Origin of the sequence: Methylobacterium sp. E-046, from assembly GCF_022829625.1 — a bacterium.
In the GTDB taxonomy this organism is placed as follows: domain Bacteria; phylum Pseudomonadota; class Alphaproteobacteria; order Rhizobiales; family Beijerinckiaceae; genus Methylobacterium; species Methylobacterium longum.
On sequence record NZ_JAKSYP010000052.1, the window covers coordinates 44453 to 70304 of the forward strand.

Below are 25852 nucleotides of genomic sequence, written 5' to 3' on the forward strand. Positions count from 1 at the left end.
CGCCGGCATCGTTCCCGGACTTGGGCGACCCGCGCAACGTCCGCCGTCGCCGAACCGGCCGCCGTCACTCCTTCACGGCGCCGGTCAGCGCCGAGACGTAGTACTCGACGAAGAACGAGTAGAGGATCACCAGCGGCAGCGAGCCCAGCAGGGCGCCGGCCATCAGCGAGCCCCACTTGTAGACGTCGCCGTCCACGAATTCGCTGACCACGGCGATCGGCACCGTCTTGTTCTGGGTGGAGGACAGGAAGGTCAGCGCGTAGATGAACTCGTTCCAGCACAGGGTCAGGGAGAAGATTCCGGCCGAGATCAGGCCGGGGAAGGCGAGCGGCAGGATGATCTTTGTGAGGATCTGCCACCGGCTGGCGCCGTCCATCAGCGCGCATTCCTCGAGCTCGTACGGGATGGTCTTGAAGTAGCCCATCAGGAGCCAGGTGGAGAACGGGATCAGGATCGTCGGGTAGGCGAGGATGAGGGCGATCGGGGAGTCGAACAGGCCGTAGGCCTGGATGATGGTGGCGAGCGGGATGAACAGGATCGAGGGCGGCACGAGGTAGGCGAGGAAGATCGCCGCCCCCACCCAGCCCGCGCCCCGATAGCGGACGCGCACGCAGGCGTAGGCAGCCAGCACGCTCGCGAACAGCGACAGCACCGTCGCCGCCACCGACACGTACATCGTGTTCCACAGCCAGCGGGGATACTGCGTCTCGAAGAGGAGCTTGTTGATGTGCTTGAGCGTCGGATCCACCACCCAGAACGGGTTGAACCGCTCCATGTCTATCAGCTGCTCGTCCGGTTTGATGGCGGTGAGCGCCATCCAGTAGAACGGGAACAGCAGCACCGCGAGGATGATCAGGAGCGGCAGGTAGGTGGTCACGAGCCGCCGGGGCAGCCGCTCCAGATAGGCCATGCCCTCCGAATTGTCGGTGATGCCGGCCGGCTGGGCCGCCATGACGGGCGTGAGGTGCGGATCGGCATGGGCGGGCGGTGCGGGCGCGCTCATCGGTCGGACTCCCCGGACTGCCAGGCCCGGCGCTGCAGGCCGAACCACGAGATGCCGATGGCTGCGAGCAGGAACGGCACCATGGCGGTGGCGATGGCGGCCCCCTCCCCCAGCGTCCCCGAGAGGATGCCGCGCTGGTACGACAGGGTCGCCATCAGGTGCGTGGCGTTGACCGGCCCGCCGCGGGTCATGGCCCAGATCAACTGGAAATCGGTGAAGGTGAACAGCACCGAGAAGGTCATCACCACCGCGATGATCGGGGTGAGCAGCGGCAGGGTGATGCGCGAGAAGATCTGCCAGTTGGAGGCGCCGTCGAGGGTCGCGGCCTCGTAGAGCGAGGGCGAGACCGTCTGGAGACCGGCGAGGAGCGTGATGGCGATGAACGGAACGCCGCGCCAGATATTGGCGAAGATCACGCAGGCGCGCGCCATGGCCGGGTCACCGAGGAAGTCGATGTTCCCGTCGATGATCCCGAGATGACGCAGCGACCAGGAGATGATCGAGAACTGGCTGTCGAAGATCCACCAGAACGCGATGGCCGAGAGCACGGTCGGCACGACGAACGGGATCAGCACGATCGACCGGACGATCGACTTGAACGGCATGTTCTTGTTGAGCAGCAGGGCGAGGTAGAGCCCGACCCCGAACTTCACCACGGAGGCGACCGCCGTGTAGAGGCAGGTGTTGAACACCGACAGCCAGAAGACGTCGTCGTCCCAGAGCCACGCGTAGTTCTCCAGGCCGATGAAGACCCCTTCCCGGCCGATCCGGGTGTTGGTGAAGGACAACCAGATGCCCTTCAGCAGCGGGTAGGCCAGGAACAGGCCGAGGATCAGCGCGGTGGGCAGCATGAACCAGAAGCCCGCCCAGCCGCGGCTCGCGCGCATGCGCTGCCAGGCCGAGCGGGTCGGGATTGCGGCCGGGGCGGGCTGCGTCAGGGCCGTGTGCGCCATGGTCTCGCCTCCGGCGGGTGCGGTCAGGTGTTCCGGAAGATGCGGGTGGCGGCGCGCTCGGCGTTCTTGATGGCGCCCTTCACGTCCTCCCGGCCGGTGCAGTGGGACGCGAACATGTCGACGACCACGAAGTCGGCCAGCACCGCGGCGATGCGCTCGCTCACCGGGGCGAGGCCGCCTGCGGCCAGGGAGCGGCGGCCCGCCTCGGCGAAGACCGCATTCTTCGGGTCGTTGGTCCAGATCGGGTTCTTGGGATAGTTGGATAGCGGCTCGCACAGGTAGCCCTGCGCCGCCTCCAGCCAGGGATTGTAGTTCGCCGCCTCCATCATGAAGGCGATGAACGCCTTACAGGCATTGGGCACCTTGGAGTACTTGAAGGCCAGGATTGGGAAGGCGAGCTGGAACTCCGTGGGCTTGCCGGCCGGTCCGATCGGCCACACCGCGTGGTCCATGTCCTCGGCGAGCTTCGGGTTGTCCTTCTTGGCGGCGGCGTAGATCGAGATGCCGTTGTTGGTCAGGTACAGGTCGCCCGCCAGGAACGCCTTGTTGTTCGACGAGTCGTTCCACGACACGGTGCCGGGGACGAAGGTCTCGTACAACGATTTCACGTATTCGAGCGCCTTAGCGGTCTCGGGCGAGTTGATCACGATCTTCTCGTTGGCGTCCACGAGGTTGGCGCCGTGGGACCAAAGGGCCCAGTGGCACCACGTGTTGCCGTCGCCCGTGGCGTGGCCGAGGGCGAAGCCGGCCGGCGTGTTGTTCTTCTTCAGGCCGCGGCACAGCTCGAGGAAGCCCGCCGTGTCGGTCGGGAACTTGTCGAAACCGGCCTTCTTCATCGCCGAGATGCGGTAGTTCGGATAGCCGCCGTTGAAGGCCACGGGGATCGCGATCCACTTGCCCTTGACCTTGCCGTAGGCCTCGGCGGACGGGAACCAGGGGCCGTACTTCTTGGCCAGGGAATCGGCCACGTCCTCCAGGGGCAGGCACTTGTCGGGGAACAGGGCGGGAAACGAGAACAGGCCCCAGACCATGTCGGGCCCCTGCCCGGTATTGGCAGCCACCGATGCCTTGGGCTGGATGTCGTCGAAGGATTCGTTGGTCACCGTGACCTTGACGCCGGTCGCCTTGGTGAAGGCGTCGACCATCTTCATGAAGGCTTCGTCTTCGCTCGGCACGAAGCGCTTCCAGCGCAGCAGCGAGAGGCTGGCGCCGGGCTCGGGCTTCCACTCGGTGCTCTGCGCCCAGGCCCGGGCGAAGCCCAGGAGGTCGCTGCCGGCGGCGAGACCGGTCGCGGCAGCGCCCGCGAGGAGGGAACGGCGATCGAGTACGGACATCGTAGGCTACTCCCTCGGTGATCCTGGTGTCGGCGGGCGCCCCGCCTCCTGCATCCGCTGGGGTGCAGGTCAGTTGGCCAAGCGACGGCCGGTCTCGGCGTCGAAGAAATGCACGCGGTTCGGCCGCAGGGAGACGGTCTCACCCGGGCGCTCGCTGACGCGCTCGCGCAGGACGCAGGTGAGATCCTGGCCGACGGCACGCACCGCCAGCATGGTCTCCGAGCCGGTCGGCTCCACGACGACCACCTCGGCGGCGATGCCGTCGGGCGCGAGGTCGAAATGCTCGGGCCGGACACCCAGGATGAGGGGCCTGCCCTCGACGCCGGCCGGCGCGCCGGTCAGCGGGATCGTCAGTCCCGTGTCGGTGGCGAAGACGAGGCTCCCGTTCGTCCGAACCTTGCCGGGCACGAAGTTCATGGAGGGGGAGCCGATGAAGCCCGCGACGAACAGATTATCGGGCCGGTCGTAGAGTTCGAGGGGCGGCCCGATCTGCTCGACGATCCCGTCATGCATCACGACGATCCGGTCGGCCATGGTCATGGCCTCGATCTGATCGTGGGTGACGTAGATGGTCGTCGTCTTCAGGCGCTGATGCAGTTCCTTGATCTCGGTCCGCATCGCGACGCGCAGCTTGGCATCGAGGTTCGAGAGCGGCTCGTCGAACAGGAACACCTGCGGGTCACGGACGATCGCCCGGCCCATGGCGACGCGCTGGCGCTGGCCGCCCGAAAGCTGGCGCGGGTAGCGGTCGAGGAGGTGGGTGAGCCCCAGGATCTGCGCGGCCTTGTTGACCCGCAGGTCGATCTCGGATGTCGGCGCCTTCCGGATCCGCATCGAGAAGGCCATATTCTCGCGGACCGTCAGGTGCGGGTAGAGCGCGTAGTTCTGGAACACCATCGCGATGTCCCGCTCCTTGGGCGGCACATCGTTCACGACCCGCTCCCCGATGCGGATCTCGCCGCCGGAGATGTTTTCCAGCCCCGCGATCATCCGCAACAGAGTCGACTTTCCGCAGCCCGATGGGCCGACCAGAATCACGAATTCACCATCACGGATGTCAACGGACACACCGTGCAGGACGTTCGTCGATCCAAAAGCCTTGCGAACCTCGCGGATTCCCACCGAGGCCATGCTTCCTCCCGATCTAGGCCACTCTGTCGGCGGCTCTAGAACATCAGTACAAAGGAGGGTGTGCGGGAAAGCAAGCGGGCTCCACGGCAAAGCTGCAGATAATCTTCGATTTGTCAGGCGATCCGTTGCGGACGGGTGACGAGGCCGCCGCGGTGAAACACAAGGCGGGATCAGGCGCGGCCCGGGATGCTATGGGACCGCACTCCGGCCGCGATGCCGGGGCGACGATTCGGATCCGCCGCGCGGGACCGCCTCTTCGTGACTGCGGCGTTCGAGCCGGGCGCCCCGCTGGCGGAGATCTCAGGGGAAGTGAGCGCATGTCGTCATCGGGCCTGACCGCGCGGGAGATCCTGCCCGCGGATGGATGTCGCGGAGCCCTCGTGGGCCGGGTGTGGCGGCCGGACGTATCCGGCCCGAGCGTCGTGGCGATCCGCGCGGACGCGGCGGGCGCGGCGCGGGTCATCGACATCAGCGCCGCCTTCCCGACAGTCAGCGACCTGTGCGAGGCCCGCGATCCCGGCGCGGCTCTGCGGAGTGCTGAGGGCGTGGATCTCGGCAGCCTCGACGCGATCCTGGCGAACACGCCGCCCGACGGGCGCGATCCAGCACGGCCGTGGCTCCTCGCCCCCGTGGACCTGCAGGCCCTGAAGGCGGCGGGCGTCACCTTCGCCACGTCGATGCTGGAGCGCGTGATCGAGGAGCGCGCCCGGGGCGATCTCGCCGCCGCGGCGGCGATCCGCGCCGAAGTCGAGCGTCTGGTCGGCCGGGACCTGCGCCGGCTCAAGCCCGGCTCGGCCGAGGCCATGGCGCTCAAGGAGGTGCTGGTCGCGCAGGGCGCCTGGAGTCAGTACCTGGAGGTGGGGATCGGTCCGGACGCCGAGATCTTCACCAAGGCGCAGCCGCTTTCCGCGGTGGGTTGCGGGGCGGATGCGGGTCTCCATCCGGAATCGCACTGGAACAATCCGGAACCCGAGGTGGCGCTCGCCGTCGCCTCGGATCAGCGGATCGTCGGCGCGACGCTCGCCAACGACGTGAACCTGCGCGATTTCGAGGGCCGGTCGGCGCTGCTCCTCGGGAAGGCCAAGGACAACAACGCCTCCTGCGCGCTGGGACCGTTCCTGCGGCTGTTCGACGACACCTTCGGCCTCGACGACGTGCGCCGCACCACCGTCACCCTGGAGGTCACCGGCACGGATGGCTTCCGGCTGGAGGGCGCCTCGCCGCTGGCCGAGATCAGCCGCGACCCGGAAGATCTGGCGGAGGCGCTGATGGGGACCACCCACAATTACCCGGACGGCGCCCTCCTCCTCCTCGGCACGATGTTCGCGCCGATCCAGGACCGGCACGGGCCGGGCCTCGGCTTCACCCACGCCGAGGGCGACCGGGTGGTGGTGGCGAGCCCGGAACTCGGCAGCCTCGTCAATCGCATGCGTCCCTGCGATGCCTGCGAGCCCTGGACGTTCGGCGCCCGCGCGCTGATGCGCAACCTCGCGGCGCGCGGGATTCTGTGACAGAGCGTCGGGCGGAGCGACGCCCGACGCGGCAACCCGAACACTCCTGAGATGATGCCGATGACCGACGCCGCCTTCCTCGACCGCCTCGCCGCGATCGTCGGCCCGTCCGGCGTCGTCACCGGCGACGAGCTGCGCGGGCGCTCGGCCAACTGGACGCGGCCGACCGAGCCCTGCGCCGCCCTGGCGCTGGTCCGGCCGCGCGACACCGGTGAGACCAGCGCCGTCATGGCGGCGTGCCACGAAGCCGGCGTCGCGATCGTGCCGCGGGGCGGCGCCACCGGCCTCGTCGACGGCACCCTCTGCGCGCCCGACGAGATCACCCTCTCGACGGAGCGCATGACCGGCATCGAGGCCGTGGACCCGCTGGGCATGACGGTGGTGGTCGGCACCGGCGCCACCATCGAGAGCGTTCAGGATGCGGCTGCGGCCGCAGGCCTGTTCTTCCCCCTCGACCTCGGCGCCCGCGGCTCGGCGACGATCGGCGGCGCCGTCTCCACCAATGCGGGCGGCCTGCGCGTCCTGCGCTACGGCATGATGCGCGAGATGGTGCTCGGCCTGGAGGCCGTGCTCGCCGACGGCACCGTGGTGTCGTCCATGCGGCCGCTGATCAAGAACAACACCGGGCTGGACCTGAAGCAGCTCTTTGTCGGGACCGAGGGGACGCTGGGCCTCGTCACGCGGGCGGTGCTGCGGCTGCGCCCGGAACCCGCCGGCTACGCCACGGCGCTGATCGCCTGCCCGGGGGTGGACGACGGGGCGCGGGTGCTGCGCGCGGCGCAGAGCGCCTTCCAGGGGCGCGTCTCGTCGTTCGAGGGACTGTGGCCGGATTTCTACCGGCTGATGACGGCGCCCGGGCGCGCGACGCCGCCCCTGGGGCACGATTATCCGTTCTACGCGATCATCGAGATCGAGTGCGTGACCGAGGAGGCCGACCGCTTCCTCGGGCTGCTGGACGGATTGATGGACGACGGCACGATCCTCGACGCGGCGATCGCCTCGTCGGAGGAGCAGCGCCGGGGCATGTGGCGCATCCGCGACCGCGTGGAGCATCTCAACGCCGACGGGATCGAGCGGGCCTTCGACGTCAGCGTGCCGCTGTCCAGGATGGACGGCTACGTCCGCGGGGCACTCGACCGGCTCGCTGCCATCCCGGGCTGCCGCGCCGTCGTCTACGGCCACATCGGCGACAACAACCTGCACTGGAACACGACCCGCCTCGACGCGGCCGGCAACGCCGCCATCGACGCGGCGATCTACACGCCGCTCGCGGAGCTGAACGGCTCCGTCTCCGCGGAACACGGGATCGGGCTAGAGAAACGGGGCAAGCTGCCGCTGTCGCGCTCACCGGAGGAGATCGCCGCCATGCGGCTGGTCAAGCGGGCGCTGGATCCCGACAACCGGCTGAACCCCGGCAAGATCTTCTGAGCTTACTTGCGGTGGCGATCCGGCTGGCAGTCCGCCTGACACCCCGCGGCGGGCGTGACGCGATCGACGGTTGGGCCCGCGACGAGAAGGGCCAGTTCTACCTGAAGGCCCGTGTTGCGGCTCCGCCGGTGGACGGGTCCGCGAACGCGGCGCTCGTGTTGATGATGGCGAAGGCGCTCAAGATCAGCCGCCGCTCGGTCCGGATCGCCTCCGGCGATCAGACTCGGTTGAAGATCCTGGAGATCGAGGGTGTCGCGCGGATGGATCTGGAGCGCATCTTGGGCCAGCCCTGAAGGAGGCACAGCGATCGCGACCGTCCTTGCGTGCTGAGCGAAACAATCCCGGGGCGGCAAGATCTCCGATGTCGCGCCAGACTGGGTTGCTTCGCTCCGCGCGCAGGGACGGAAGGGTTGCGTGAACACGAGCAGCCCTCGGACGATGCATCCCGCCATCGCGACGCATCGTCCATCTCCTGAAGGACGGCGCCTCTAGAACGCGACCTTGTCGCCGCCCTTCAGCGACAGGATCTCGCGCGCCTCGTCGGGCGACGCGACCGCGAGGCCGAGCCCCTCGATGATCGAGCGGACGCGCCGGACCTGCGCGGCGTTGGTCTCGGCGAGCTTGCCGGGCCCGTCCCAGAGGCTGTCCTCCAGACCGACGCGGACGTTGCCGCCCATCGCGGCCGCCATGGCGGCGATGTTCATCTGGTTGCGGCCGGCCCCCAGCACCGACCAGCGGTACTGGTCGCCGAACAGCCGGTCGGCGGTGCGCTTCATGTGCATCACGTCGTCAGGATGCGCGCCGATACCGCCCTGAAGACCGAACACCGTCTGGATGAACAGCGGCGCCTGCACGAGGCCCCGATCGAAAAAGTATTTCAGGTTGTAGAGATGCGCGGTGTCGTAGCACTCGAACTCGAAGCGCGTCCCGTTCGGGCGGCAGGTGGTGAGGATGTGCTCGATCTGCCCGAAGGTGTTGCGGAAGATGATGTCCTTGTTGCCGAGGTAGTCCCGCTCCCACTGGTGCTTCAGATCCTTGAAGCGGTCGAGCATGCCGAACAGGCCGAAATTCATCGAGCCGAGATTCAGCGAGGCGACCTCCGGCTGGAAGGTCGCCGCCGGGCGCACCCGCTCCTCGATCGACATGGTGGGCGCGCCGCCGGTGGTGATGTTCACCACGCAGGACGAGCGCTGCTTGATCACCGGCAGGAATTTGGCGAAGGCCTCGGGCGACTGGTCCGGCTGGCCGTTCTCCGGGTTGCGGGCGTGCAGGTGGACGATGGCGGCTCCCGCCTCGGCGGCGCCGATGGCGGCGTCGGCGATCTCCTCGGGGGTCACCGGGAGATGCGGCGACATGCTCGGCGTGTGGATCGCGCCCGTCACCGCGCAGGTGATGATGACTTTCCGCTGTGAGGCCATGCTCAGTCCTTCTGTGAAGCCTTGTGGGCCCGCAACGCCGCCAACCGCGCGTCGCGGCGGTTCATGCGGGCGGGCAGATCGGCGGGGGCCTGCCAGTTCGCCATGATGGCCTCGGTGGCCGGCGCCTCGTAAACGCTCGGCGGCGCGGGATCGGCGGCGAGATTCTTGTAGAAGCCCGTGTAGCGGGCGCAGTAATCGGCGATGCCGCCCGGCGCATTCAGCTCGATCGTCTCGAACGGGCCCATGAAGCTCCAGCGCAGGCCGAGCCCGTCCGAAACGGTCTTGTCGAGATCCTGAGGGGTCACGTAGCCCTCGGAGGCGAGACGGAACGCCTCCGCCAGGAGCGCGCCCTGCAGCCGGTTGAGGATGAAGCCCTCGATCTCCTTGAGCACGGTGATCGGCACCTGGCCGATCCGCTCGTAGACCGCCCGCGCCCGCGTCAGGACGTCCGGCGCGGTCCAGGAGGCGCCGGAGATCTCCACCAGCGGGATCAGGTGGGGCGGATTCACCGGATGGCCGATCAGGCAGCGCGCCCGGCCAGGGAGGTTCTCGGTGAACAGGGAGCAGCGGATCGCCGAGGAGGAGGACGCGATGATGGCGTCCTGCGGCGCCTGGGCATCGAGTTCAGCGAAGAGGCTTCGCTTCACGTCGAGCCGCTCCGGCCCGTTCTCCTGCACGAACGTCACGCCCTGGAGAGCAACGGCGAGAGTCGCCGCGGCCCGGATGCGGCGCGCTGCGCCCTCCGGATCGGGGCAGAGGCCGTTTTCCGCCAGCGTCCGCAGCCCCTCCGCGCAGAGCGGGACGGCGGCCTCGGCGACGCCCGCGGCGGCATCGAACAGGCGCACGTCCCAGCCGGCGCGGGCGAAGATCATCGCCCAGGCCCGGCCGATCAGGCCGCTGCCGACGATCGCGACGCTCTCGGTCATAGCCACAGCACCTTCCGCCTCAGATCCTGATCCTCGCGCAGGAGGCGCGATTCACCCGTCCACTGCACGCTGCCCCGTTCCAGCGCCACCGTCCGGTCGGAGAGTGCCAGCGCCAGGTCGAGGTGATGATCCACCAGAATGATCGCGATCTCCCGGCGCAGGCGGTCGAAGGCCTCGAACAGCTCCTCCGTCACCGCTGGCGATAGGCCCTCGAACGGCTCGTCGAGGAGCAGGAGCCGCGTGTCGCCAGACAGGGCGCGCGCCACCGCCACCATCTGCTGCTCGCCCCCCGACAGGCGGGCGGCATCGACGTTCCAACGCTCCTTGAGCCGCGGGAAGAACTCGAGGACCTTGTCTTCGTCCCAGTGGATGCCGGCGCCGGTGAGCCGCCGCAGCCGGCCGAGGCCGAGATTTTCGGCGACGCTCATGCCGGCGAACAGCGCCCGGCCCTGCGGCACGTAGCCGATGCCGAGACGGGCAATCCGGTCCGGCGACAGACCGGCGATGTCCTTGCCGCCGAGCACGATGCGGCCGGCGGCCGGGGGCGCGGTGCCGATCAGAGTCTTCAGCAGCGTCGACTTGCCGGCTCCGTTGCGGCCCAGCAGGGCTACGACCTCGCCCCGGCGCACCGCGAGGTTCACACCGTTGAGGATATGCGACTTGCCGTAGAAGGTGTCGACGCCCTCCATGGCGAGCAGCGTCTCGGCCTCGGCGGCGCTCGCCCGCGGCTTGGCGGCGATCGCCGCGGTGCCGGAGCCCAGATAGACCGCCTGCACCCGGGCGTCGTCCCGGGCGTCCGCGACCGATCCGTCGACCAGCACGGCGCCGTCGGCCATCACGGTGACGCGGTCCGCGAGGCGGAACACGCGGTCGATGTCGTGCTCCACCAGCAGCACCGGGATGTCGGCCGAGAGCGCCTTGATCAGGTCGCCGACGCGCTCGCGTTCGGCCGCCGCGAGGCCGGCCAGCGGCTCGTCGAGGAGCAGCAATCGGGGCCGGGTCGCCAGCGCCAGCCCCATGTCGAGGAGGCGCTGGCCGCCGTAGGAGAGGCTGCCGGCCTCGGCCCGCTCGATTCCGGCGAGGCCGGTCCAGCGCAGCAGTTCGGCGGTGTCGTCGGCGACCTCGCGGATCGAAAGGGCATCCCGCCACAGGCTGAAATGCGCCGCGTGCCGCGCCTGGACCGCGAGACGGATGTTCTCCTCCACCGACAGGCCCGGGAACAGGTTGGTGATCTGGAACGAGCGGCCGAGGCCGGCCCGCGTGATCGCGTGCGGCTCCAGGCCCGCGATCTCGCGCCCGTCGAGGCGGATGCTGCCGCCGCTCGGCCGGAACATCCCGGAGAGCAGGTTGAAGGCCGTGGTCTTGCCGGCGCCGTTCGGGCCGATCAGGGCGTGCAGCGTCCGGTCGGCCACCGCGAAGGACACGCCGCGCACCGCCGCCACGGGGCCGAAGCTCTTCCTGATGTCGTCAGCGACGAGGACCGGCCCCTCGGTACGCCCCTCCGCGATGAAGCGCGCCGGGACCCGCCCCGACGCGCCGGTCCGGCGCGCCGACATGGCGGCGCCCTCGGCGGGCACGCGCCGGAAGGGCTTCAGAAGCCGCGCCGCGATGCCGACCAGCCCGTCCGGGGAGAACACGATGAAGGCGACGAACAGAAGGCCGAAATAGAGCAGCCAGTCGGCGGTGTAGATCGACAGGAACTCGCGGAACAGGATGTAGAACAGGGCGCCGAGCGCGGGCCCGAGGAACGAGCGCATCCCGCCGATCACCACCATGGCGAGCAGTTCGCCCGAGAAGGCGATGGAGATTGGGTCCGCGGAGGTGAAGCGGTGGCTGTAGGCCGAGAGCGCCCCGGCGAGCCCGGTGATCGTCGCCGAGATCACGAAGGCCGCGAGCTTGTAGCGGTTGGTGGCGTAGCCGAGGAAGCCGGCGCGCTGCTCGTTCTCGCGGATCGCCACGAGCACGCTGCCCATGGGCGAGCGGCGGAAGCGCCACAATCCGACGAGCACCACGAAGGCGATGGCCGACACCGCGGCGTAGTAGGCGCCCGGCTCCTGAAGCGCCGCCCAGCGGTGCAGGTTGCCGATGCCGTTCTCGCCGCCGGTCAGGTCCGTCCAACGGAACGCGATGGCGTAGAGCATCGCCGTGAAGGCGAGGGTGAGGAGCGAGAAGTAGACGCCGCGCCGCCGCAGGATCAGGCCGCCCGCCGCCACGGCCGCGAGCGCGGTGATCGCCAGCGCCCCCAGCAACGGCAGCGCCATGTCGCCGGGGAACAGCCGGGTCTGCAGGATCGCCACCGCGTAGGCGCCGACGCCGAACCACGCCCCGTGGCCGAACGAGGTCAGGCCGGTCCAGCCGACCAGGATGTTGAGGCCGAGCACCGCCAGGGCGAAGATCACCACGTCGGTGGCGGTGATCAGCGTCAGCCCGATCGCGTCGAGGGCGAAGGGCAGGACGATCAGGGCGGCGAGTGCCGCCCAGAGCTGGCGGCTCTCGCGCAGGATCGGACCGCGCTGCGGCAGGGCGAGCGGCAGCGGCTCGGCGGTTCCGGACATGGGACGCTCTCCGCTCACTCGAACCGGGCGATGTGCTCGCCGAACAGGCCGCGCGGGCGCAGCAGCAGGACCAGCACCATGAGGGCGTAGACGGCGGCCTCCGTGGCCGGGGGATAGGCGTAGGCGGTCAGGCCCCGGACCACGCCGACGATCAACGCGGCGAGCACCACGCCCCAGAAGGAGCCGAGGCCGCCGATCACCACCACCACGAAGGCGAAGGTGAGGATCTCGGCGCCCATGGCGGGATGGACGCCGGTCACCGGCGCCATCATGGTCCCGGCGAGCGCGGCGAGCCCGACTGCGATCGTCACCACCGCGGTCATGTAGGGCCGGAGCGAGATGCCGAGCGCCGCCACCATGTCGGGGTTCTGCACGCCGGCGCGGACCACGCGCCCGAAGCTGGTGCGGGTCAGGAGCAGCCACAGGCCGGCCACGCAGGCGAGCGCGACCACCAGGATCGAGAGCCGATAGCGCGAATAGATCAGGTCGCCGATAAAGACCTGCCCGCGCAGCCATAGGGGGATCCCGAACGGCACCGGCGCGGCGCCGAAGGCCATCCGCAGCGCCTGCTCGGCCACCATGGCGAGCCCGAAGGTGAGGAGCAGGCCGAGCGTCGGGTCTCCGCGGTAGAAGCGCCGCAGCAGGAAGCGCTCGATCACGAGGCCGAGCAGGCCGACCACCAGGGGCGACGCGACGAGGGCGCCGCCGAAGCCGATCGTCGGCGTCAGCAGCACCGTCAGGTAGGCACCGATCGCGTAGAACGCGCCGTGGGCGAGATTCACGATCCCGCCGAGGCTGAAGATCAGCGACAGGCCGAGGGCGATCAGCAGGTACTGGACGCCGATCAGCAGGCCGTTGAGCACCTGCTCCAGGATGAAGACGAGCTGCATCGCCGCCTCACGCCGGGAAGGTGCAGGCGTTCTCGTCGCGGGTCGTGGCGAGCACTTCCAGGCTCTCGCCCGGACCGGGCAGCGGCCCGGTCGAGGAGAAGATGTCGTAGGTGTTCTTGACCTGATCGGCCGGCAGGGCGGTGATGGCGAACATCTCCTGCATCAGCTCGTGGTCCCAGGGGCGGAAGTAACCCTCGCGCAACTTGGCGATGTCGAACTTCGCCCCCGATTCCAGGTGCTCCACCACCTTGATCGACTCGGTCGACTTCAGCTCGTTCATCGACTGCGCGACGATCTTCATCGCCGTGTAGTCGCCCCAGCCCTGGTTCTCCGGCGGCTTCTTGTACTTGGCCTTGAAGGCCGCCACGAACTTCTTGGCCGAGGGCGAGTCAATCTGGTGATGCCAGATCACCGGCCACGTGCCGAGGAAGTTGCCCGGTCCGGCGCCCCAGGCGAGCGCCGTGTCGAAGCCGAAGCCGGCGACCGGGAACGGCAGGCCGAACTCGCTGAACTGCTTGAGGAAGTTGGTGATCTGCGCTCCCGCGAGGTTGCAGATCACGAGGTCGGGCTTGGCCTGGCGCAGCTTCAGCAGGAAGGGCGAGAAGTCGGTCAGCTCCGTCGGGATCAGATCCTCGCCGACCAGGGTCGCGTCGTGGGACGCAAAGTACTTCTTGGCCTGCTTCAGGAGATCGTGGCCGAAGGCGTAGTCGGCGGTGAGCGCGTAGACCTTCCGGCCCTTGATCAGCCCACGATCGAGCAGGGCGCGCCCGCAGGCGCGCACCATCATGGTGTTCTGCGCCTCCACGTGGAACATGAAGCGCTTGCAGTCGGAGCCGCGCAGCGCGTCCGAATTGGCGCCGGTGTTGATGAACAGGATCTTCTCGCGCTGGGCCACCTGGCTGATCGCCAGCGCCGAGGCGGAGTTGATCTCGCCAACCAGGCAGGCGACCCGGTCGCGCTGGATCATGCGCTCGGCCTTGGCCGACGCGGTCTGCGGGTTGACGCTGTCCTCCGACAGCAGCTCGACCTTCCGCCCGGCGATGCCGCCGGCGGCGTTGATCTCCTCGACGGCCAGTTGGGCCGCCTGCATGGCGAACTCGCCGAGCGGGCCGAGGAAGCCCGTGCGCGGCGTCAGATGGCCGATGCGGATCACATCCGACTGCGCCTGCGACAAGGCCGGACTGGCCAGGGCGGGCGCGAGGAGCGCTGCGCCGCCGGCTCTCAGAAGGCTGCGGCGAGAAAGGGAATCCCCGAACCGGTCCGTCATCGTTCCGCTCCCGTGCGTGTCCTCCAGTCGGGTTCTTTGAACGGGCTCTGGCGGCCCTCACCCGAACTGTGATCACAGATCACTAGCGCGATAGTGCCGGATCCGTCTAGTGTCGGCACATGAATTCCACCGCGGCCCTCGCCGAACTGCCCCAGCTCGAACGGCGGACCTTGTCCGACACCGTCTACGAGGCGCTCTCGGACCTCCTCGCCTCCGGCCGGCTGGCGCCGGGGGACCGGCTGTCGCTCCGTCAGAGTGCGGCGGCGTTGGGGGTCTCGGTGATGCCGGTCCGCGAGGCGGTCAGCCGTCTGGCGGCGGACGGGGTGCTGGAGGTGGCCCCGAATCGCATGATCCGCGTGCCGTTCATGAGTGCGGCGGCCTTCCGGGCGCTGGCCGAAACCCGGATCGCCGTCGAGGGGATTGCGGTGGCGAGGGCGGCGGAGCGCCGGACCGAGGTCGATCTCGCGGCCATCCGGCGAGCCGAAGCCGCCTTCCGTGCGGAGGCGGAGGCGGCGCGTCCCGATCGTGCGCGGGCGGTACAGCTCAACCGTGACCTGCACTTCGCGATCTACGACGCCTGCGGTCTGCCCCCGCTTCAGGAAATCATCGCCCGGCTGTGGCTGAAGGCCGGTCCGGTGATCAACCTGGACCTGCGCGCCCATCCGGAGCGCCTGCTCCAGGGCTTCGCGCTTCGGCGGCACGCCGAGGCGCTCGCGGCGATCGAGGCCCAAGACAGCGCGGCGGCCTCCGCCGCCATTGCGGCCGACATTCGGGAAGCTGCAGAGTTCATCATGTCCCGCGGCGGGTTGCGGGACGCGTAAGGGAAGGATTGACCATGGATCTCGGGATCGCCGGCCTGCGGGTCGTGGTGACGGCGGGTGCGGCCGGTATCGGGCGTGCCATCGTGGACGCCTTCCTGGAGGAAGGCGCGCGGGTCTTCGCCTGCGATGTCGACGCGGACGCCCTGGCGGCGATGCCGGACTCGGTCGGGCGCTGCCGCACCGACGTGGCCGACCGCGATGCGGTCGACGCGATGATGAACCAAGCCGTCGAGTTCCTCGGTGGCCTCGACGTGCTGGTGAACAACGCCGGCATCGCCGGCCCCACCGGCCGGGTGGAGGAGATCGCCCCGGAGGAGTGGGATCGCTGTCTCACCGTCTGCCTGACGAGCCAGTTCAACTGCGCGCGGCTGGCGGTGCCGCACCTGCGCCAGAGCGAGAACGCCTCGATCGTCAACCTGTCCTCGGCCGCGGGCAAGTTCGGCTTCGCCCTGCGCAGCCCCTACGCGGCGGCCAAGTGGGGCGTCATCGGCTTCACCAAGTCCCTGGCGATCGAACTCGGCGGCGCCGGCATCCGCGTGAACGCGATCCTGCCCGGCCTCGTGGCGGGCGACCGCCAGCGGCGGGTGCTGGAATCCAAGGCGCAGCAGCAGGGCGTCAGCTTCGCCGAGATGGAGACCCGCGCCTTCTCGTTCGTCTCGGTCAAGGAATACGTCACCGCCCGTCAGCTCGCCGATCAGGTCCTGCTGCTCTGCTCGCCCCGCGGCCGCACCATCTCGGGGCAGGCCATCTCGATCGACGGTGACACCCGCATGCTGTCTTGAAATCAACTCAGCGTCGATCCTGCTGCGAGTTGCCTCGCGGCAGGCTAGGTACTGGGCCGATCGAGAGGGCGAAGCCCGCGGCGTGCGTGACCGACCGGCGTACGCCTGCCCCCGGACGATGTGAGGAGCCGACCATGAGCGATAAACGCCGCGTGTCCCCCGCCGACCTGCGCTCGAAGGCCTGGTTCGACAACCCGCACAACCCCGGCATGACCGCGCTCTACCTGGAGCGATACCTCAATTACGGTCTGACGCCGGAGGAACTGCGCTCGGGCAAGCCGCTGATCGGCATCGCGCAGACCGGATCGGACCTGTCGCCGTGCAACCGGCACCATCTCGAACTGGCCAAGCGGGTGCGCGAGGGCATCACGGCCGCCGGCGGCGTCGCCTTCGAGTTCCCGTGCCACCCGATCCAGGAGACGGGCAAGCGGCCCACCGCCTCCCTCGACCGCAACCTCGCCTACCTGTCGCTGGTGGAGGTCCTGTACGGCTACCCCCTCGACGGCGTCGTGCTGCTGACGGGCTGCGACAAGACCATGCCGGCCTGCCTGATGGCCGCCGCCACCGTGAACATCCCGGCGATCTCGCTGAACGTCGGCCCGATGCTGAACGGCTACTTCCAGAAGGAGCTGACCGGGTCCGGCACGATCGTCTGGAAGACCCGCGAGCGCCATGCGGCCGGCGATATCGACTACCAGCAATTCATGGACATCGTCGGCTCGTCGGCGCCCTCCACGGGTCATTGCAACACGATGGGCACGGCCTCGACGATGAACGCGCTCGCCGAAGCGCTCGGGCTCGCCCTGCCCGGCTCGGCCGCGATCCCGGCCCCCTACCGGGAGCGCGGGCAGGCGGCCTACGCCACCGGCCAGCGGATCGTCGAGATGGTCTGGGAGGACCTGAAGCCCTCCGACATCCTGACCCGCGAGGCATTCGAGAACGCCATCGTGGCCAACGCGGCCATCGGCGGTTCGACCAACGCCCCGATCCACATCAACGCCATCGCCAAGCACATCGGCGTGCCGCTGAGCTGCGACGACTGGGAGCGCGTCGGCTTCGAGATTCCGCTGCTGGTGGACATGCAGCCCGCCGGCCGCTGGCTCGGCGAGGAATACTTCCGCGCCGGCGGGTTGCCGGCCGTGTTCGCCGAGCTGATCGATGCCGGCAAGGTTCACGAGGGCGCGCTGACCTGCAACGGCCGCACCGTGGGCGAGAACTACAGCGGCCGGCACAGCTGGAACCGCGACGTGATCCGCACCTACGGGGAGCCCCTGATGGAGCGGGCGGGCTTCCTCAACCTGAAGGGCAGCCTGTTCGATTCGGCGATCATGAAGACCTGCGTCATCTCCGAGGAGTTCGCGGCGCGTTACCTGCGCAACCCCGCGGACCCGATGGCCTTCGAGGGCCGCGTGGTCGTGTTCGACGGGCCGGAGGATTACCACACCCGCATCGACGATCCGGCCCTCGACATCGACGAGAACACCATCCTGATCATGCGCGGCGCCGGGCCCATCGGCTATCCGGGTGCCGCCGAGGTGGTGAACATGCAGCCGCCCGGCGCCCTCATCCGGCGCGGCGTGACGTCGCTGGCCTGTATCGGCGACGGACGGCAATCCGGCACCTCCGGCACCCCCGCCATCCTCAACGCCTCGCCGGAGGCGGCGGCGGGCGGCGGTCTCGCGCTGCTGCAGACCGGCGACCGCGTACGCGTCGACCTCAACCGGCGCAGCGCCGACATCCTGCTCCCACCCGAGGAGCTGGAGCGCAGGCGGACGGATCTCGCGGGACGGGGCGGCTTCCCCTATCCAGCGACACAGACGCCGTGGCAGGAGATCTACCGCGATCAGGTGGGCCAGCTCGACCAGGGCATGGTGCTGAAGGGTGCGGTGAAGTTCCAGAAGGTCGCCCAGGTCTCGGGTGTGCCGCGGGACAATCACTGAGACGGACGGGAGCGCCGCCGCGACGGCTGTCCCTCGCCGCTCGGCCGGGACGGTGTCGCGGCCGGACGTTCCGGTCGTTGCGCCGGAAGCGCGCAGGTCGCCGGCCGGCGATTTCCGATCCGGTGAATTTTGAATACAACCAATTCCGGCGGACGCCATCCGCCGCCGGAGGATTGAGTCGTGACGGACGCGAGGGCTGAGACCGCGACGGCGCCGCGCGCCGCAGCACGCCTGGATGCCGGGTTGGCGCGCAGGCTGGCGGAACAGCTCCAGGGCGAAGCGCGCTTCGATGCCTTCACGCGCGGGCGCTACAGCACGGACGCCTCGATCTATCAGATCATGCCGGCGGGCGTCGTGCTGCCGCGCTCGGCCGCCGACATCGCCGCGACGCTGCGGATCGCCGCCGATCACGGCGCCCCCGTGATCATGCGCGGCGGCGGCACCTCGCAGAACGGCCAGCCGATCGGCCGGGGACTCGTCGTCGACTGCGCGCGCCATTTCAACGGCGTCCTGGCCTACGATCCGGAGGCCGGCACCATCACGGTCGAGCCCGGAATGGTGCTGGAGCGGCTCAACGCGCGGGTGAAGGCCGACGGCTGGTTCTTCCCGGTCGAGCCCTCGACGGCAACCCGCTGCACCATCGGGGGCATGGCGGGCAACAATTCCTGCGGTGCCCGGTCGCTGCGCTACGGGAAGATGAGCGACAACGTGCTGGCGATGGAGGCGCTGTTCCACGACGGAGAGGGCTTCGCCTTCGGCCTCCGCGGCGATGCGGCGGGGGTTACCGGCTCGGCGCGAGCGGAGGCGCTCGCCGGTCGCATGTGCGCCCTCGCGGAGCGCCACCGGGACGAGATCGTGTCCCGCTATCCGACGGTCCAGCGCCGGGTGGGCGGCTACAACCTCGATGCGCTGATCGAGGCCCGGCCGAACCTCGCACACCTGCTGGTGGGCTCCGAGGGGACGCTTGCCGCCACCACGTCGGTGACGCTGCGGCTGTCCCGCCTGCCGGCGCACCGGGTGATGGGGGTCTGCCACTTCCCGTCGTTCCGCGACGCCATGGAGACGACGCGGCACATCGTCGACCTTGACCCTGTGGCCGTGGAACTGGTCGACAACAACGTGCTGGTGCTCGGGGCCGACATCCCGCTGTTCCGCACGACGCTCGCGGACATCACCCGGGGCAAGCCGAACTGCCTGCTGCTCACCGAGTTCGCCGGTGACGACCTCGCCGCCCTGAAGCGCGGCCTCAAGCGCCTCGATGCCTGCATGGCCGATCACGGCTTTCCGAACGCCGTCGTCGAAGTGGTCGAGCCGCCCCGGCAGAGGGCGGTCTGGGAGGTGCGCGAAGCCTGCCTCAACATCATGATGTCGATGAAGGGCGACGCGAAACCGGTCTCCTTCATCGAGGATTGCGCGGTGCCGCTGGAGCACCTCGCCGACTACACCGATGCGGTCACCGCGGTCTTCACCAAGCACGGCACGCGCGGCACGTGGTACGCCCATGCCTCGGTGGGCTGCCTTCACGTCCGCCCGATCCTCGACATGAAGGAGGCGGGCGACGTGCGCCGGATGCGCCTGATCGCGGAGGAAACCTCCGAGCTGGTGCGCCGCTACAAGGGCTCCTATTCCGGCGAGCACGGCGACGGCATCTCGCGCTCGGAATACATCGAGCCCCTGTTCGGGCCGGTCCTGACCCGCGCCTTCGAGGCGGTGAAGGACGATTTCGATCCCGAGAACCGGCTCAATCCCAACAAGATCGTCCGGCCGCTCAAGATGGACGACCGCGACCTGTTCCGCTTCAAGCCGGACTATGCGGTGACGGCGCCGCCGAAGACCGCTCTCGACTGGTCGGATTGGGGCGGCTTCGGCGCGGCCGTCGAGATGTGCAACAACAACGGGACCTGCCGGAAGCTCGTGGGCGGGGCGATGTGCCCGTCCTATCGCGCCACCCGCGACGAGCAGCATCTCACCCGCGGCCGCGCCAATTCCCTGCGGCTCGCCATCTCGGGCCAGCTCGGCAAGGACGCCTTCACCAGCCCGGAGATGAAGCGGACCCTGGATCTCTGCGTCTCCTGCAAGGCCTGCCGCCGGGAATGTCCTACCGGCGTCGACATGGCCAAGATGAAGATCGAGTTCCTGCACCACTACCACGCCCGGCACGGGCTGCCGCTGCGGGAGCGGCTGATCGCCCAGATGCCGCTCTACGCCGGAGCCGCGGCGAAGCTCGCGCCGCTCCTGAACCTGCGCGACCGGTACCCGGTGCTCGCGGCCCTGTCGGAGCGAATGGCCGGACTCTCGGCGCGGCGCACCCTCCCGCGCTGGCGGCGGCCCTGGAGCGAGCAGGGCGAGGCCGCCCATCCGGGCGACGTGGCGGGCGACTTCCGCGACGTGATCCTGTTCGGCGACACCTTCAACCGCGCCTTCGAGCGCGAGAACCTGGAGGCCGCCGAGCGCGTGCTCCGGGCTGCCGGCTATCGCCTGCACCGGGTCGACCCGCCCCGTGGGCGGCGGCCGCTCTGCTGCGGCCGGACCTGGCTCGCCTCCGGCCAGACCGACCGGGCCCGCCAAGAGGCGCGGCGGACCCTCGACACCCTGCTGCCCTTCATCCGCGCCGGCGCGCGCGTGGTCGGCCTGGAGCCGTCCTGCCTGCTCACCTTCCGTGATGAGTTCGGCGCTCTGCTGCCGGGCGAGGATGCAAAGCTCCTGGGCCGGCAATCGGTCCTGTTCGAGGAACTGCTGGCCGCCGATCTCGCGGCGGGCCGGATCGAGCTGAAGCTGGCCGATCAGGGCGGCCGCGTCGCCCATCTGCACGGCCACTGCCACCAGAAGTCCTTCGGACTGATGGGTTCGGTGGAGACGGTCCTGCGGAGCGTGCCGGGGCTCGATCTGCGCGTGATCGAGTCGAGCTGCTGCGGCATGGCGGGTGCCTTCGGCTACCGGCCGGAATCGATCGACACCTCGTTCGCCATGGCCGAGCTGTCGCTGTTTCCGGCGCTGCGCGCCGCGGGGCCCGACGATCTCGTGGTGGCCGACGGCACGAGCTGTCGTCATCAGATCCACGACGGCCTCGGCATCCGCGCGGAACATGTGGCTCGCGTTCTGGATCAAGCCCTTGTGCCTCGACACTGAATTGCCGGCCCCATACACATGGAGCACAGGTCGTTGCGACCTGCCGTGTGTCGGGGGACCATGAACAAAATCGAGCCCGGGATCGGTATCAGCCGCCGTTACCTCCACGACGAGGTCGCGGAGCGGATGCGCGAACTGATCCGATCCGGCGAGATGGAGCCGAAGGCGCGGATCAACGAGAGCGAGTTGACGGAGCGCTTCGGGATCTCCCGCACACCGCTGCGGGAGGCGATCAAGATCCTGGCCACGGAAGGGCTGCTGGAGCTGCTGCCGAACCGGGGAGCGCGGGTCGCGAGCATCTCGGATGCCGAACTCGAGGAGATGATGGAGGTCATCGCCGGCCTTGAGGCGACCGCCGGGGACCTCGCCTGCCGCACGATCTCCGACGCCGAGATCGACGCGCTGCTCGTCGACCACGAGGCCATGGTCGCCGCCTGGAAGGCGAGCGACGAGGCCGGCTACTTCAGCCACAACCGCCGGATCCACGAAGGCATCATGGCGGCGAGCCGCAACACGATCCTGGCGAACATCTACGAAGGCCTGTCGGGCCGGATCCAGCGCTCGCGCTACTCGGCGCACCAGACGGCGGCGCAGTGGGCCCGGGCGGTGGCCGAGCACGAGCGGATGATCGAGCTGCTGCGTGCCCGGGACGGGGCGGCGCTCGCCGTGCTGATGCGCGAGCATATCCGCGGGAAGAAGTCCGTGATCGCCGCCAATTACGGGGTGGCCGAGGACGTCTGAGCGCCCCGGGACGACCGCGGGTCAGGCGGCGCTCGGTGCCCGCAGGCCCGCGACGAGGTCGGTGAAGCGGTCGCCTTGCACGACGACGTGGGTTCGCAGCGCCTCGGCGGCCTTGGTCTCGTCGCCGGCGAGGATCGCGGCGACGATCGCTTCGTGCTCGGCCAGCGATTGCGGCAGGCGCTGGCGGACGCGCAGCTGAAGGCGGCGGTAGGGCGCCAGGCGGCGGTGGAGGGACAGCGCCTGCTCGGCCAGGAACGCGTTGCGGCTCGCCCTGTAGACGACGGTGTGGAACACGTAATTCTCGGCGTAATACGCCTCGGTGTCGGACAGCGCGAGCGCGGCCCGGCACCCGTCGAGGGCGGCGCGCAGAGCCGCCGCGTCGTCGGGCACAAGCCGCCGCGCCGCGAGCCGGCCGCAGGCCGCCTCGATCTCCGCCATGGCCTCGAACATCGCGAGCAGGAGATGGGGCTCGGGGGCGCTGACGATCGCGCCGCGCCTGGGCTTGGTCTGCACCAGCCCGGTGACGGCCAGTTGGAGGAGCGCCTCGCGGATCGGCGTGCGCGAGACCCCGAACCGCGCCGCGAGCTGGTTCTCGTCGAGCCGCGAGCCCAGCGCGAGCTCGCCCGAGACGATCTCGTCCTCGATCCGCTGTCTCAGACGCTGGGTATGGTTCATTCTCCGGCAACCTCCCTCAGGATCCGGACGACGCACCTGACGCGACTCAGCGCTGTCAGGCCGCTGACACGTCGATGCATTATGCTGAAGCGTTGACAAAATATACATGCCAGTCATTCATGCATACAACGAAGCCGCCGCAATATTGCAGCGCACAATACTAAGCCGCTGTGTTTGCGGTGCGGGAGAGTATGATGACGCCGACTCGTCGTTCGCTTGTCGCAGCCACCCTCGCGGCACCCGTGGTCCTGAAGTTCGGCCTCGGATCGGCGCAGGCGGCCACGACGCTGAAGCTGTCCCACCAGTTCCCCGGCGGCACGATCGAGGAAGGCGACTTCCGCGACCGCATGTGCCGGAAGTTCGCCAAGATCGTGAACGAGCGCTCCAAGGGCGCCCTGGAGGTTCAGGTCTATCCCGGCTCCTCGCTGATGAAGACGAACGCCCAGTTCGGCGCCATGCGCAAGGGCGCGCTCGACATGTCGCTGTATCCGAGCCCGTACGCGGGCGGCGAGGTGCCGGAGCTCAACATCGGGTTGATGCCGGCCCTGGTGACCTCCTACGCCCAGGCTGTGGCGTGGAAGAGCGCCCCGGTGGGACGCAAGCTGGCCGAGATCCTCGACGCGAAGGGCATCATCCTGGTCTCGTGGGTCTGGCAGGCGGGCGGGGTCGCCAGCCGCGAGCGCCCGCTCGTCGCTCCGGCGGACGCCAAGGGCATGAAGGTCCGCGGCGGCTCGCGCGAGATGGACATGATGATGAAGGAGGCGGGCGCCGCGACCCTGTCGATCCCGTCGAACGAATCCTACGCCGCGATGCAGACCGGCGCGTGCGACGCGGTGATCACCTCGTCCACCAGCCTGATCTCGTTCCGCCTGGAGGAGCTGGCCAAGGCGCTGACCTCCGGGCGGGAGCGGTCGTACTGGTTCATGCTCGAGCCGATCATGATGTCCAAGACCGTGTTCTCCGGGCTGCCGAAGGACCAGCAGGATCTGATCATGGCGGTGGGCACCGAGCTCGAATCGTTCGGGCAGGCCGGCGCGAAGGAGGATGACACCCGGGTCGAGGAGATCTTCACCAAGGCGGGTGCCAAGGTCTCGCAGCTGGATGAAAAGTCGCTCGGGCAGTGGCGCGATCTCGCCCGGAATACCGCCTGGAAGGATTACGCCGGCAAGAACGCCACCTGCGCCGAGTTGCTCAAGCTCGCGGAGCAGGTCGCGTGAGCCACGGCTTCGACGCGGCTACCGCGGCCCCCGATGGGCAGGCCGCCGACGAACCCCGCCTGCCCGGGCTGCTCGGCCACTTCGACCGGGCGATGCGCCTCCTCAACCGGGTGATCCTGGCGCTCGGCGGCCTCTGCCTCGTCTCCGCCTGCCTGGTGCTGACCCACAGCGTGGTCGTCCGCTACGTCCTGAAGGAGCCGACGGACTGGCAGGACGAGATGGCGGTGTTCCTGATCATCGGGGCCACCTTCCTGTCGGCCGCGGGCGTGCAGGCCAAGCGCGGCCACGTGGCGATCGAGGCCCTGACAGGGCTGCTGTCGCCGACGGTGAACCGGATCCGGCTCCTCCTCGCGGACGTGATCAGCCTCACCTTCTGCCTGTTCTTCGCATGGAAGAGCTGGTCCCTCGACCACGAGGCCTGGGTCGACGGCCAGGTCTCGCAATCGACCTGGGGACCGCCGCTCTGGATCCCCTACACGCTCATGTCGTTGGGCATGAGCCTCCTCTGCCTGCAATTCGTCCTCCAGATCGCGGAGGCGCTGGCCTACGGACCCCGCGCCGCGGGCTGGGCGAAGCCGAAGATCGGGCTCGGTGCCGATCTGAACCGCAACCTCGAGCCCGAGGGCCCGGATCCGATGGGACAGACCGTGGCCGCGAAGGGAAAACGATGAGCACCGCGGCGATCGGCTTCCTCTATGCGGGCGCGACCCTCGGCGCGATGCTCTCGGGCATCCCCATCGCGTTCGCGCTGGGCTTCGTGGCGCTGGCCTTCATGGTGGCGTTCATGCCCGGCGCCTCGCTCGATACGGTGGCGCAGAACGTCTACGAGGAGATGGCCTCCATCACCCTGCTGTCGATCCCGCTGTTCATCCTGAAGGGCGCAGCGATCGGGCGGTCCCGGGCGGGCCAAGACCTCTACTCGGCCATGCACGCCTGGATGCACCGGATCCCCGGCGGGCTCGGCATCGCCAACGTCTTCGCCTGCGCGCTGTTCGCCGCGATGGCCGGATCGAGCCCGGCGACCTGCTCGGCGATCGGCTCGGCCGGAATCCCGGAAATGCGCAAGCGCGGCTACTCGCCGGGTTTCGCAGCCGGGATCATCGCGGCCGGCGGTACGCTGGGCATCCTGCTGCCGCCCTCGATCACGATGATCCTCTACGCGGTGGCGGCGGAGCAGTCGCTCGGGCGCCTGTTCCTCGCGGGGATCGGGCCGGGGCTGCTGCTCGTCGGTCTGTTCGCGACTTGGTCGATGATCCGGTTCCGGTCCGAATACGCCACCGCGAAGGCGATCCTGGAGAACGGCGGCCCGACCTCGCCGATCCTCACCGATGACCAGTACAGCATGGCGCAGCGCTTCTCGACGCTGCCGCGGGTCCTGCCCTTCGTGGTCCTGCTCACCGGCGTGATGGTGGCGCTCTACGGCGGCTATGCCACGCCCTCGGAGACCGCCGGCCTCGGCGGCCTGCTGGCCCTCGGGCTAATCGCCGCCATCTACGGCGTGTGGCGGTTCCGCGACGTCAGCCCGATCCTGACGGCGACGCTGCGGGAATCGACCATGCTGATGCTGATCATCGGCATGTCGCTGCTCTACGCCTACGTGATGAGCTACCTGCACATCTCGCAGGCGGCCGCGCAGGCGATCGTGGCGATGCAGCTCTCGCCCTGGCTGCTTCTGCTGACGATCCTGGCGCTGGTGATCGTGCTGGGCTTCTTCCTGCCCCCCGTCTCGATCATCCTGATGACCGCGCCGATCATCCTGCCGCCGCTGAAGGCCGCCGGATTCGACCTCGTCTGGTTCGGCGTGGTGATGACCATCACCATGGAGATGGGCCTGATCCACCCGCCGGTCGGCCTCAACATCTTCGTCATCAAGAACATCGCGCCGGACATCCCGCTGTCGGACATCATCTGGGGCACCCTGCCCTTCGTGCTGCTGATGGCGGTGGCGATTTTCATCCTCTGCCTCGTGCCGGGGATCGCCATGTGGCTGCCGGACCTGCTGCTGGCCTCGACGCGGTAGGATCCCGAGCGTCCGCCGCGGATCTCCCTCTGCCCTCCGTGGGAGAGAGAGAGCGCCCTTCCGCGGCGCCTCGACCTTGGCGGCGATGATGCGAGGTCCATGCGCCGGCCG

The 25852-nt window shown here is 69.2% G+C and carries 21 protein-coding genes; 11 read left to right on the forward strand and 10 right to left on the reverse strand.

Features of this window, described 5'->3' with window-relative positions; all coding sequences use genetic code 11:
- Nucleotides 1–64: 64 nt before the first annotated feature.
- The 4 genes from MKK82_RS02770 to MKK82_RS02785 form a co-directional block, all read right to left on the reverse strand.
- Nucleotides 65–952, reverse strand: a complete 888-nt coding sequence (locus MKK82_RS02770) for a carbohydrate ABC transporter permease (protein WP_149308615.1) — start codon at nt 950–952, stop codon at nt 65–67.
- A gap of 47 nt (nt 953–999) precedes the next feature.
- Nucleotides 1000–1956, reverse strand: a complete 957-nt coding sequence (locus tag MKK82_RS02775; protein ID WP_238289204.1) for a carbohydrate ABC transporter permease — start codon at nt 1954–1956, stop codon at nt 1000–1002.
- Nucleotides 1957–1979: 23 nt separating this feature from the next.
- On the reverse strand, nt 1980–3290 hold the full coding sequence (locus tag MKK82_RS02780; protein WP_149308077.1) for an ABC transporter substrate-binding protein: 1311 nt from the start codon (nt 3288–3290) through the stop codon (nt 1980–1982).
- A gap of 69 nt (nt 3291–3359) precedes the next feature.
- A complete protein-coding gene (locus MKK82_RS02785; protein ID WP_238289201.1) occupies nt 3360–4421 on the reverse strand; it encodes an ABC transporter ATP-binding protein in 1062 nt (353 codons plus the stop codon).
- A gap of 317 nt (nt 4422–4738) precedes the next feature.
- On the opposite strand from MKK82_RS02785, the gene MKK82_RS02790 reads away from it, so the two are divergent.
- Genes MKK82_RS02790 through MKK82_RS02800 form a run of 3 tightly spaced genes read left to right on the forward strand, consistent with a single transcriptional unit; the run spans nt 4739 to nt 7653 of the window.
- Nucleotides 4739–5932: a fumarylacetoacetate hydrolase family protein gene (locus MKK82_RS02790; RefSeq protein WP_238289199.1), complete on the forward strand. Its 1194-nt coding sequence runs from the start codon at nt 4739–4741 to the stop codon at nt 5930–5932.
- Between the two features lie 60 nt (nt 5933–5992).
- Complete coding sequence (locus tag MKK82_RS02795) at nt 5993–7360, forward strand: FAD-binding oxidoreductase (RefSeq protein WP_238289197.1); 1368 nt, start codon at nt 5993–5995, stop codon at nt 7358–7360.
- An 11-nt stretch (nt 7361–7371) separates the two neighbouring features.
- Nucleotides 7372–7653 carry a DUF167 family protein gene (locus MKK82_RS02800; RefSeq protein WP_238289195.1) on the forward strand — a complete coding sequence of 94 codons (282 nt, stop codon included), beginning with the start codon at nt 7372–7374 and terminating at the stop codon, nt 7651–7653.
- A 195-nt stretch (nt 7654–7848) separates the two neighbouring features.
- On the opposite strand, the gene MKK82_RS02805 is transcribed toward MKK82_RS02800, so the two are convergent.
- Genes MKK82_RS02805 through MKK82_RS02825 form a run of 5 tightly spaced genes read right to left on the reverse strand, consistent with a single transcriptional unit; the run spans nt 7849 to nt 14416 of the window.
- A complete protein-coding gene (locus MKK82_RS02805; protein WP_238289193.1) occupies nt 7849–8778 on the reverse strand; it encodes a 3-keto-5-aminohexanoate cleavage protein in 930 nt (309 codons plus the stop codon).
- A 2-nt stretch (nt 8779–8780) separates the two neighbouring features.
- Complete coding sequence (locus tag MKK82_RS02810; RefSeq protein ID WP_243984608.1) at nt 8781–9704, reverse strand: 3-hydroxyacyl-CoA dehydrogenase; 924 nt, start codon at nt 9702–9704, stop codon at nt 8781–8783.
- Nucleotides 9701–12259 (reverse strand): branched-chain amino acid ABC transporter ATP-binding protein/permease, encoded by a 2559-nt coding sequence (locus MKK82_RS02815; protein WP_238289189.1) that lies wholly within the window; start codon nt 12257–12259, stop codon nt 9701–9703. Before MKK82_RS02815 ends, MKK82_RS02810 begins: the two co-directional genes overlap by 4 nt.
- A 14-nt stretch (nt 12260–12273) precedes the next feature.
- Complete coding sequence (locus MKK82_RS02820; protein WP_238289187.1) at nt 12274–13149, reverse strand: branched-chain amino acid ABC transporter permease; 876 nt, start codon at nt 13147–13149, stop codon at nt 12274–12276.
- Between the two features lie 7 nt (nt 13150–13156).
- Nucleotides 13157–14416, reverse strand: a complete 1260-nt coding sequence (locus MKK82_RS02825) for an ABC transporter substrate-binding protein (RefSeq protein WP_243984610.1) — start codon at nt 14414–14416, stop codon at nt 13157–13159.
- Nucleotides 14417–14535: 119 nt separating this feature from the next.
- On the opposite strand from MKK82_RS02825, the gene MKK82_RS02830 reads away from it, so the two are divergent.
- The 5 genes from MKK82_RS02830 to MKK82_RS02850 all read left to right on the forward strand — a co-directional run bounded on the left by MKK82_RS02830 (nt 14536) and on the right by MKK82_RS02850 (nt 21829).
- Nucleotides 14536–15237 (forward strand): GntR family transcriptional regulator, encoded by a 702-nt coding sequence (locus tag MKK82_RS02830; RefSeq protein WP_238289184.1) that lies wholly within the window; start codon nt 14536–14538, stop codon nt 15235–15237.
- Between the two features lie 14 nt (nt 15238–15251).
- A complete protein-coding gene (locus MKK82_RS02835; protein ID WP_238289182.1) occupies nt 15252–16019 on the forward strand; it encodes an SDR family oxidoreductase in 768 nt (255 codons plus the stop codon).
- A gap of 134 nt (nt 16020–16153) precedes the next feature.
- Nucleotides 16154–17959, forward strand: a complete 1806-nt coding sequence (locus MKK82_RS02840) for an IlvD/Edd family dehydratase (RefSeq protein WP_238289180.1) — start codon at nt 16154–16156, stop codon at nt 17957–17959.
- Between the two features lie 180 nt (nt 17960–18139).
- Nucleotides 18140–21088, forward strand: a complete 2949-nt coding sequence (locus MKK82_RS02845; protein WP_243984612.1) for an FAD-binding and (Fe-S)-binding domain-containing protein — start codon at nt 18140–18142, stop codon at nt 21086–21088.
- Between the two features lie 60 nt (nt 21089–21148).
- Nucleotides 21149–21829, forward strand: a complete 681-nt coding sequence (locus MKK82_RS02850) for a GntR family transcriptional regulator (protein ID WP_238289176.1) — start codon at nt 21149–21151, stop codon at nt 21827–21829.
- 21 nt (nt 21830–21850) lie between these two features.
- Here MKK82_RS02850 and MKK82_RS02855 read toward each other — a convergent pair whose 3' ends face one another.
- Complete coding sequence (locus MKK82_RS02855) at nt 21851–22504, reverse strand: GntR family transcriptional regulator (protein WP_238289174.1); 654 nt, start codon at nt 22502–22504, stop codon at nt 21851–21853.
- A 194-nt stretch (nt 22505–22698) separates the two neighbouring features.
- Here MKK82_RS02855 and dctP point away from each other — a divergent pair, with 194 nt between their 5' ends.
- The 3 genes from dctP to MKK82_RS02870 are packed head-to-tail and all read left to right on the forward strand — an operon-like array spanning nt 22699 to nt 25741.
- On the forward strand, nt 22699–23721 hold the full coding sequence (gene dctP / locus MKK82_RS02860) for a TRAP transporter substrate-binding protein DctP (RefSeq protein WP_238289172.1): 1023 nt from the start codon (nt 22699–22701) through the stop codon (nt 23719–23721).
- On the forward strand, nt 23718–24392 hold the full coding sequence (locus MKK82_RS02865; RefSeq protein ID WP_238289170.1) for a TRAP transporter small permease: 675 nt from the start codon (nt 23718–23720) through the stop codon (nt 24390–24392). The genes dctP and MKK82_RS02865 overlap by 4 nt, the downstream gene beginning before the upstream one ends.
- A complete protein-coding gene (locus MKK82_RS02870; protein ID WP_238289169.1) occupies nt 24389–25741 on the forward strand; it encodes a TRAP transporter large permease in 1353 nt (450 codons plus the stop codon). Before MKK82_RS02865 ends, MKK82_RS02870 begins: the two co-directional genes overlap by 4 nt.
- Nucleotides 25742–25852 lie beyond the last annotated feature (111 nt).

Excerpts from the sequence above, each read along its gene's own strand:
- MKK82_RS02770 (WP_149308615.1), bottom strand. The coding sequence starts at position 952 with ATGGCGGCCCAGCCGGCCGGCATCACCGACAATTCGGAGGGCATGGCC.
- MKK82_RS02775 (WP_238289204.1), bottom strand. The coding sequence starts at position 1,956 with ATGGCGCACACGGCCCTGACGCAGCCCGCCCCGGCCGCAATCCCGACC.
- MKK82_RS02780 (WP_149308077.1), bottom strand. The coding sequence starts at position 3,290 with ATGTCCGTACTCGATCGCCGTTCCCTCCTCGCGGGCGCTGCCGCGACC.
- MKK82_RS02785 (WP_238289201.1), bottom strand. The coding sequence starts at position 4,421 with ATGGCCTCGGTGGGAATCCGCGAGGTTCGCAAGGCTTTTGGATCGACG.
- MKK82_RS02790 (WP_238289199.1), top strand. The coding sequence starts at position 4,739 with ATGTCGTCATCGGGCCTGACCGCGCGGGAGATCCTGCCCGCGGATGGA.
- MKK82_RS02795 (WP_238289197.1), top strand. The coding sequence starts at position 5,993 with ATGACCGACGCCGCCTTCCTCGACCGCCTCGCCGCGATCGTCGGCCCG.
- MKK82_RS02805 (WP_238289193.1), bottom strand. The coding sequence starts at position 8,778 with ATGGCCTCACAGCGGAAAGTCATCATCACCTGCGCGGTGACGGGCGCG.
- MKK82_RS02810 (WP_243984608.1), bottom strand. The coding sequence starts at position 9,704 with ATGACCGAGAGCGTCGCGATCGTCGGCAGCGGCCTGATCGGCCGGGCC.
- MKK82_RS02815 (WP_238289189.1), bottom strand. The coding sequence starts at position 12,259 with ATGTCCGGAACCGCCGAGCCGCTGCCGCTCGCCCTGCCGCAGCGCGGT.
- MKK82_RS02820 (WP_238289187.1), bottom strand. The coding sequence starts at position 13,149 with ATGCAGCTCGTCTTCATCCTGGAGCAGGTGCTCAACGGCCTGCTGATC.
- MKK82_RS02825 (WP_243984610.1), bottom strand. The coding sequence starts at position 14,416 with ATGACGGACCGGTTCGGGGATTCCCTTTCTCGCCGCAGCCTTCTGAGA.
- MKK82_RS02830 (WP_238289184.1), top strand. The coding sequence starts at position 14,536 with ATGAATTCCACCGCGGCCCTCGCCGAACTGCCCCAGCTCGAACGGCGG.
- MKK82_RS02835 (WP_238289182.1), top strand. The coding sequence starts at position 15,252 with ATGGATCTCGGGATCGCCGGCCTGCGGGTCGTGGTGACGGCGGGTGCG.
- MKK82_RS02840 (WP_238289180.1), top strand. The coding sequence starts at position 16,154 with ATGAGCGATAAACGCCGCGTGTCCCCCGCCGACCTGCGCTCGAAGGCC.
- MKK82_RS02850 (WP_238289176.1), top strand. The coding sequence starts at position 21,149 with ATGAACAAAATCGAGCCCGGGATCGGTATCAGCCGCCGTTACCTCCAC.
- MKK82_RS02855 (WP_238289174.1), bottom strand. The coding sequence starts at position 22,504 with ATGAACCATACCCAGCGTCTGAGACAGCGGATCGAGGACGAGATCGTC.
- dctP (WP_238289172.1), top strand. The coding sequence starts at position 22,699 with ATGACGCCGACTCGTCGTTCGCTTGTCGCAGCCACCCTCGCGGCACCC.
- MKK82_RS02870 (WP_238289169.1), top strand. The coding sequence starts at position 24,389 with ATGAGCACCGCGGCGATCGGCTTCCTCTATGCGGGCGCGACCCTCGGC.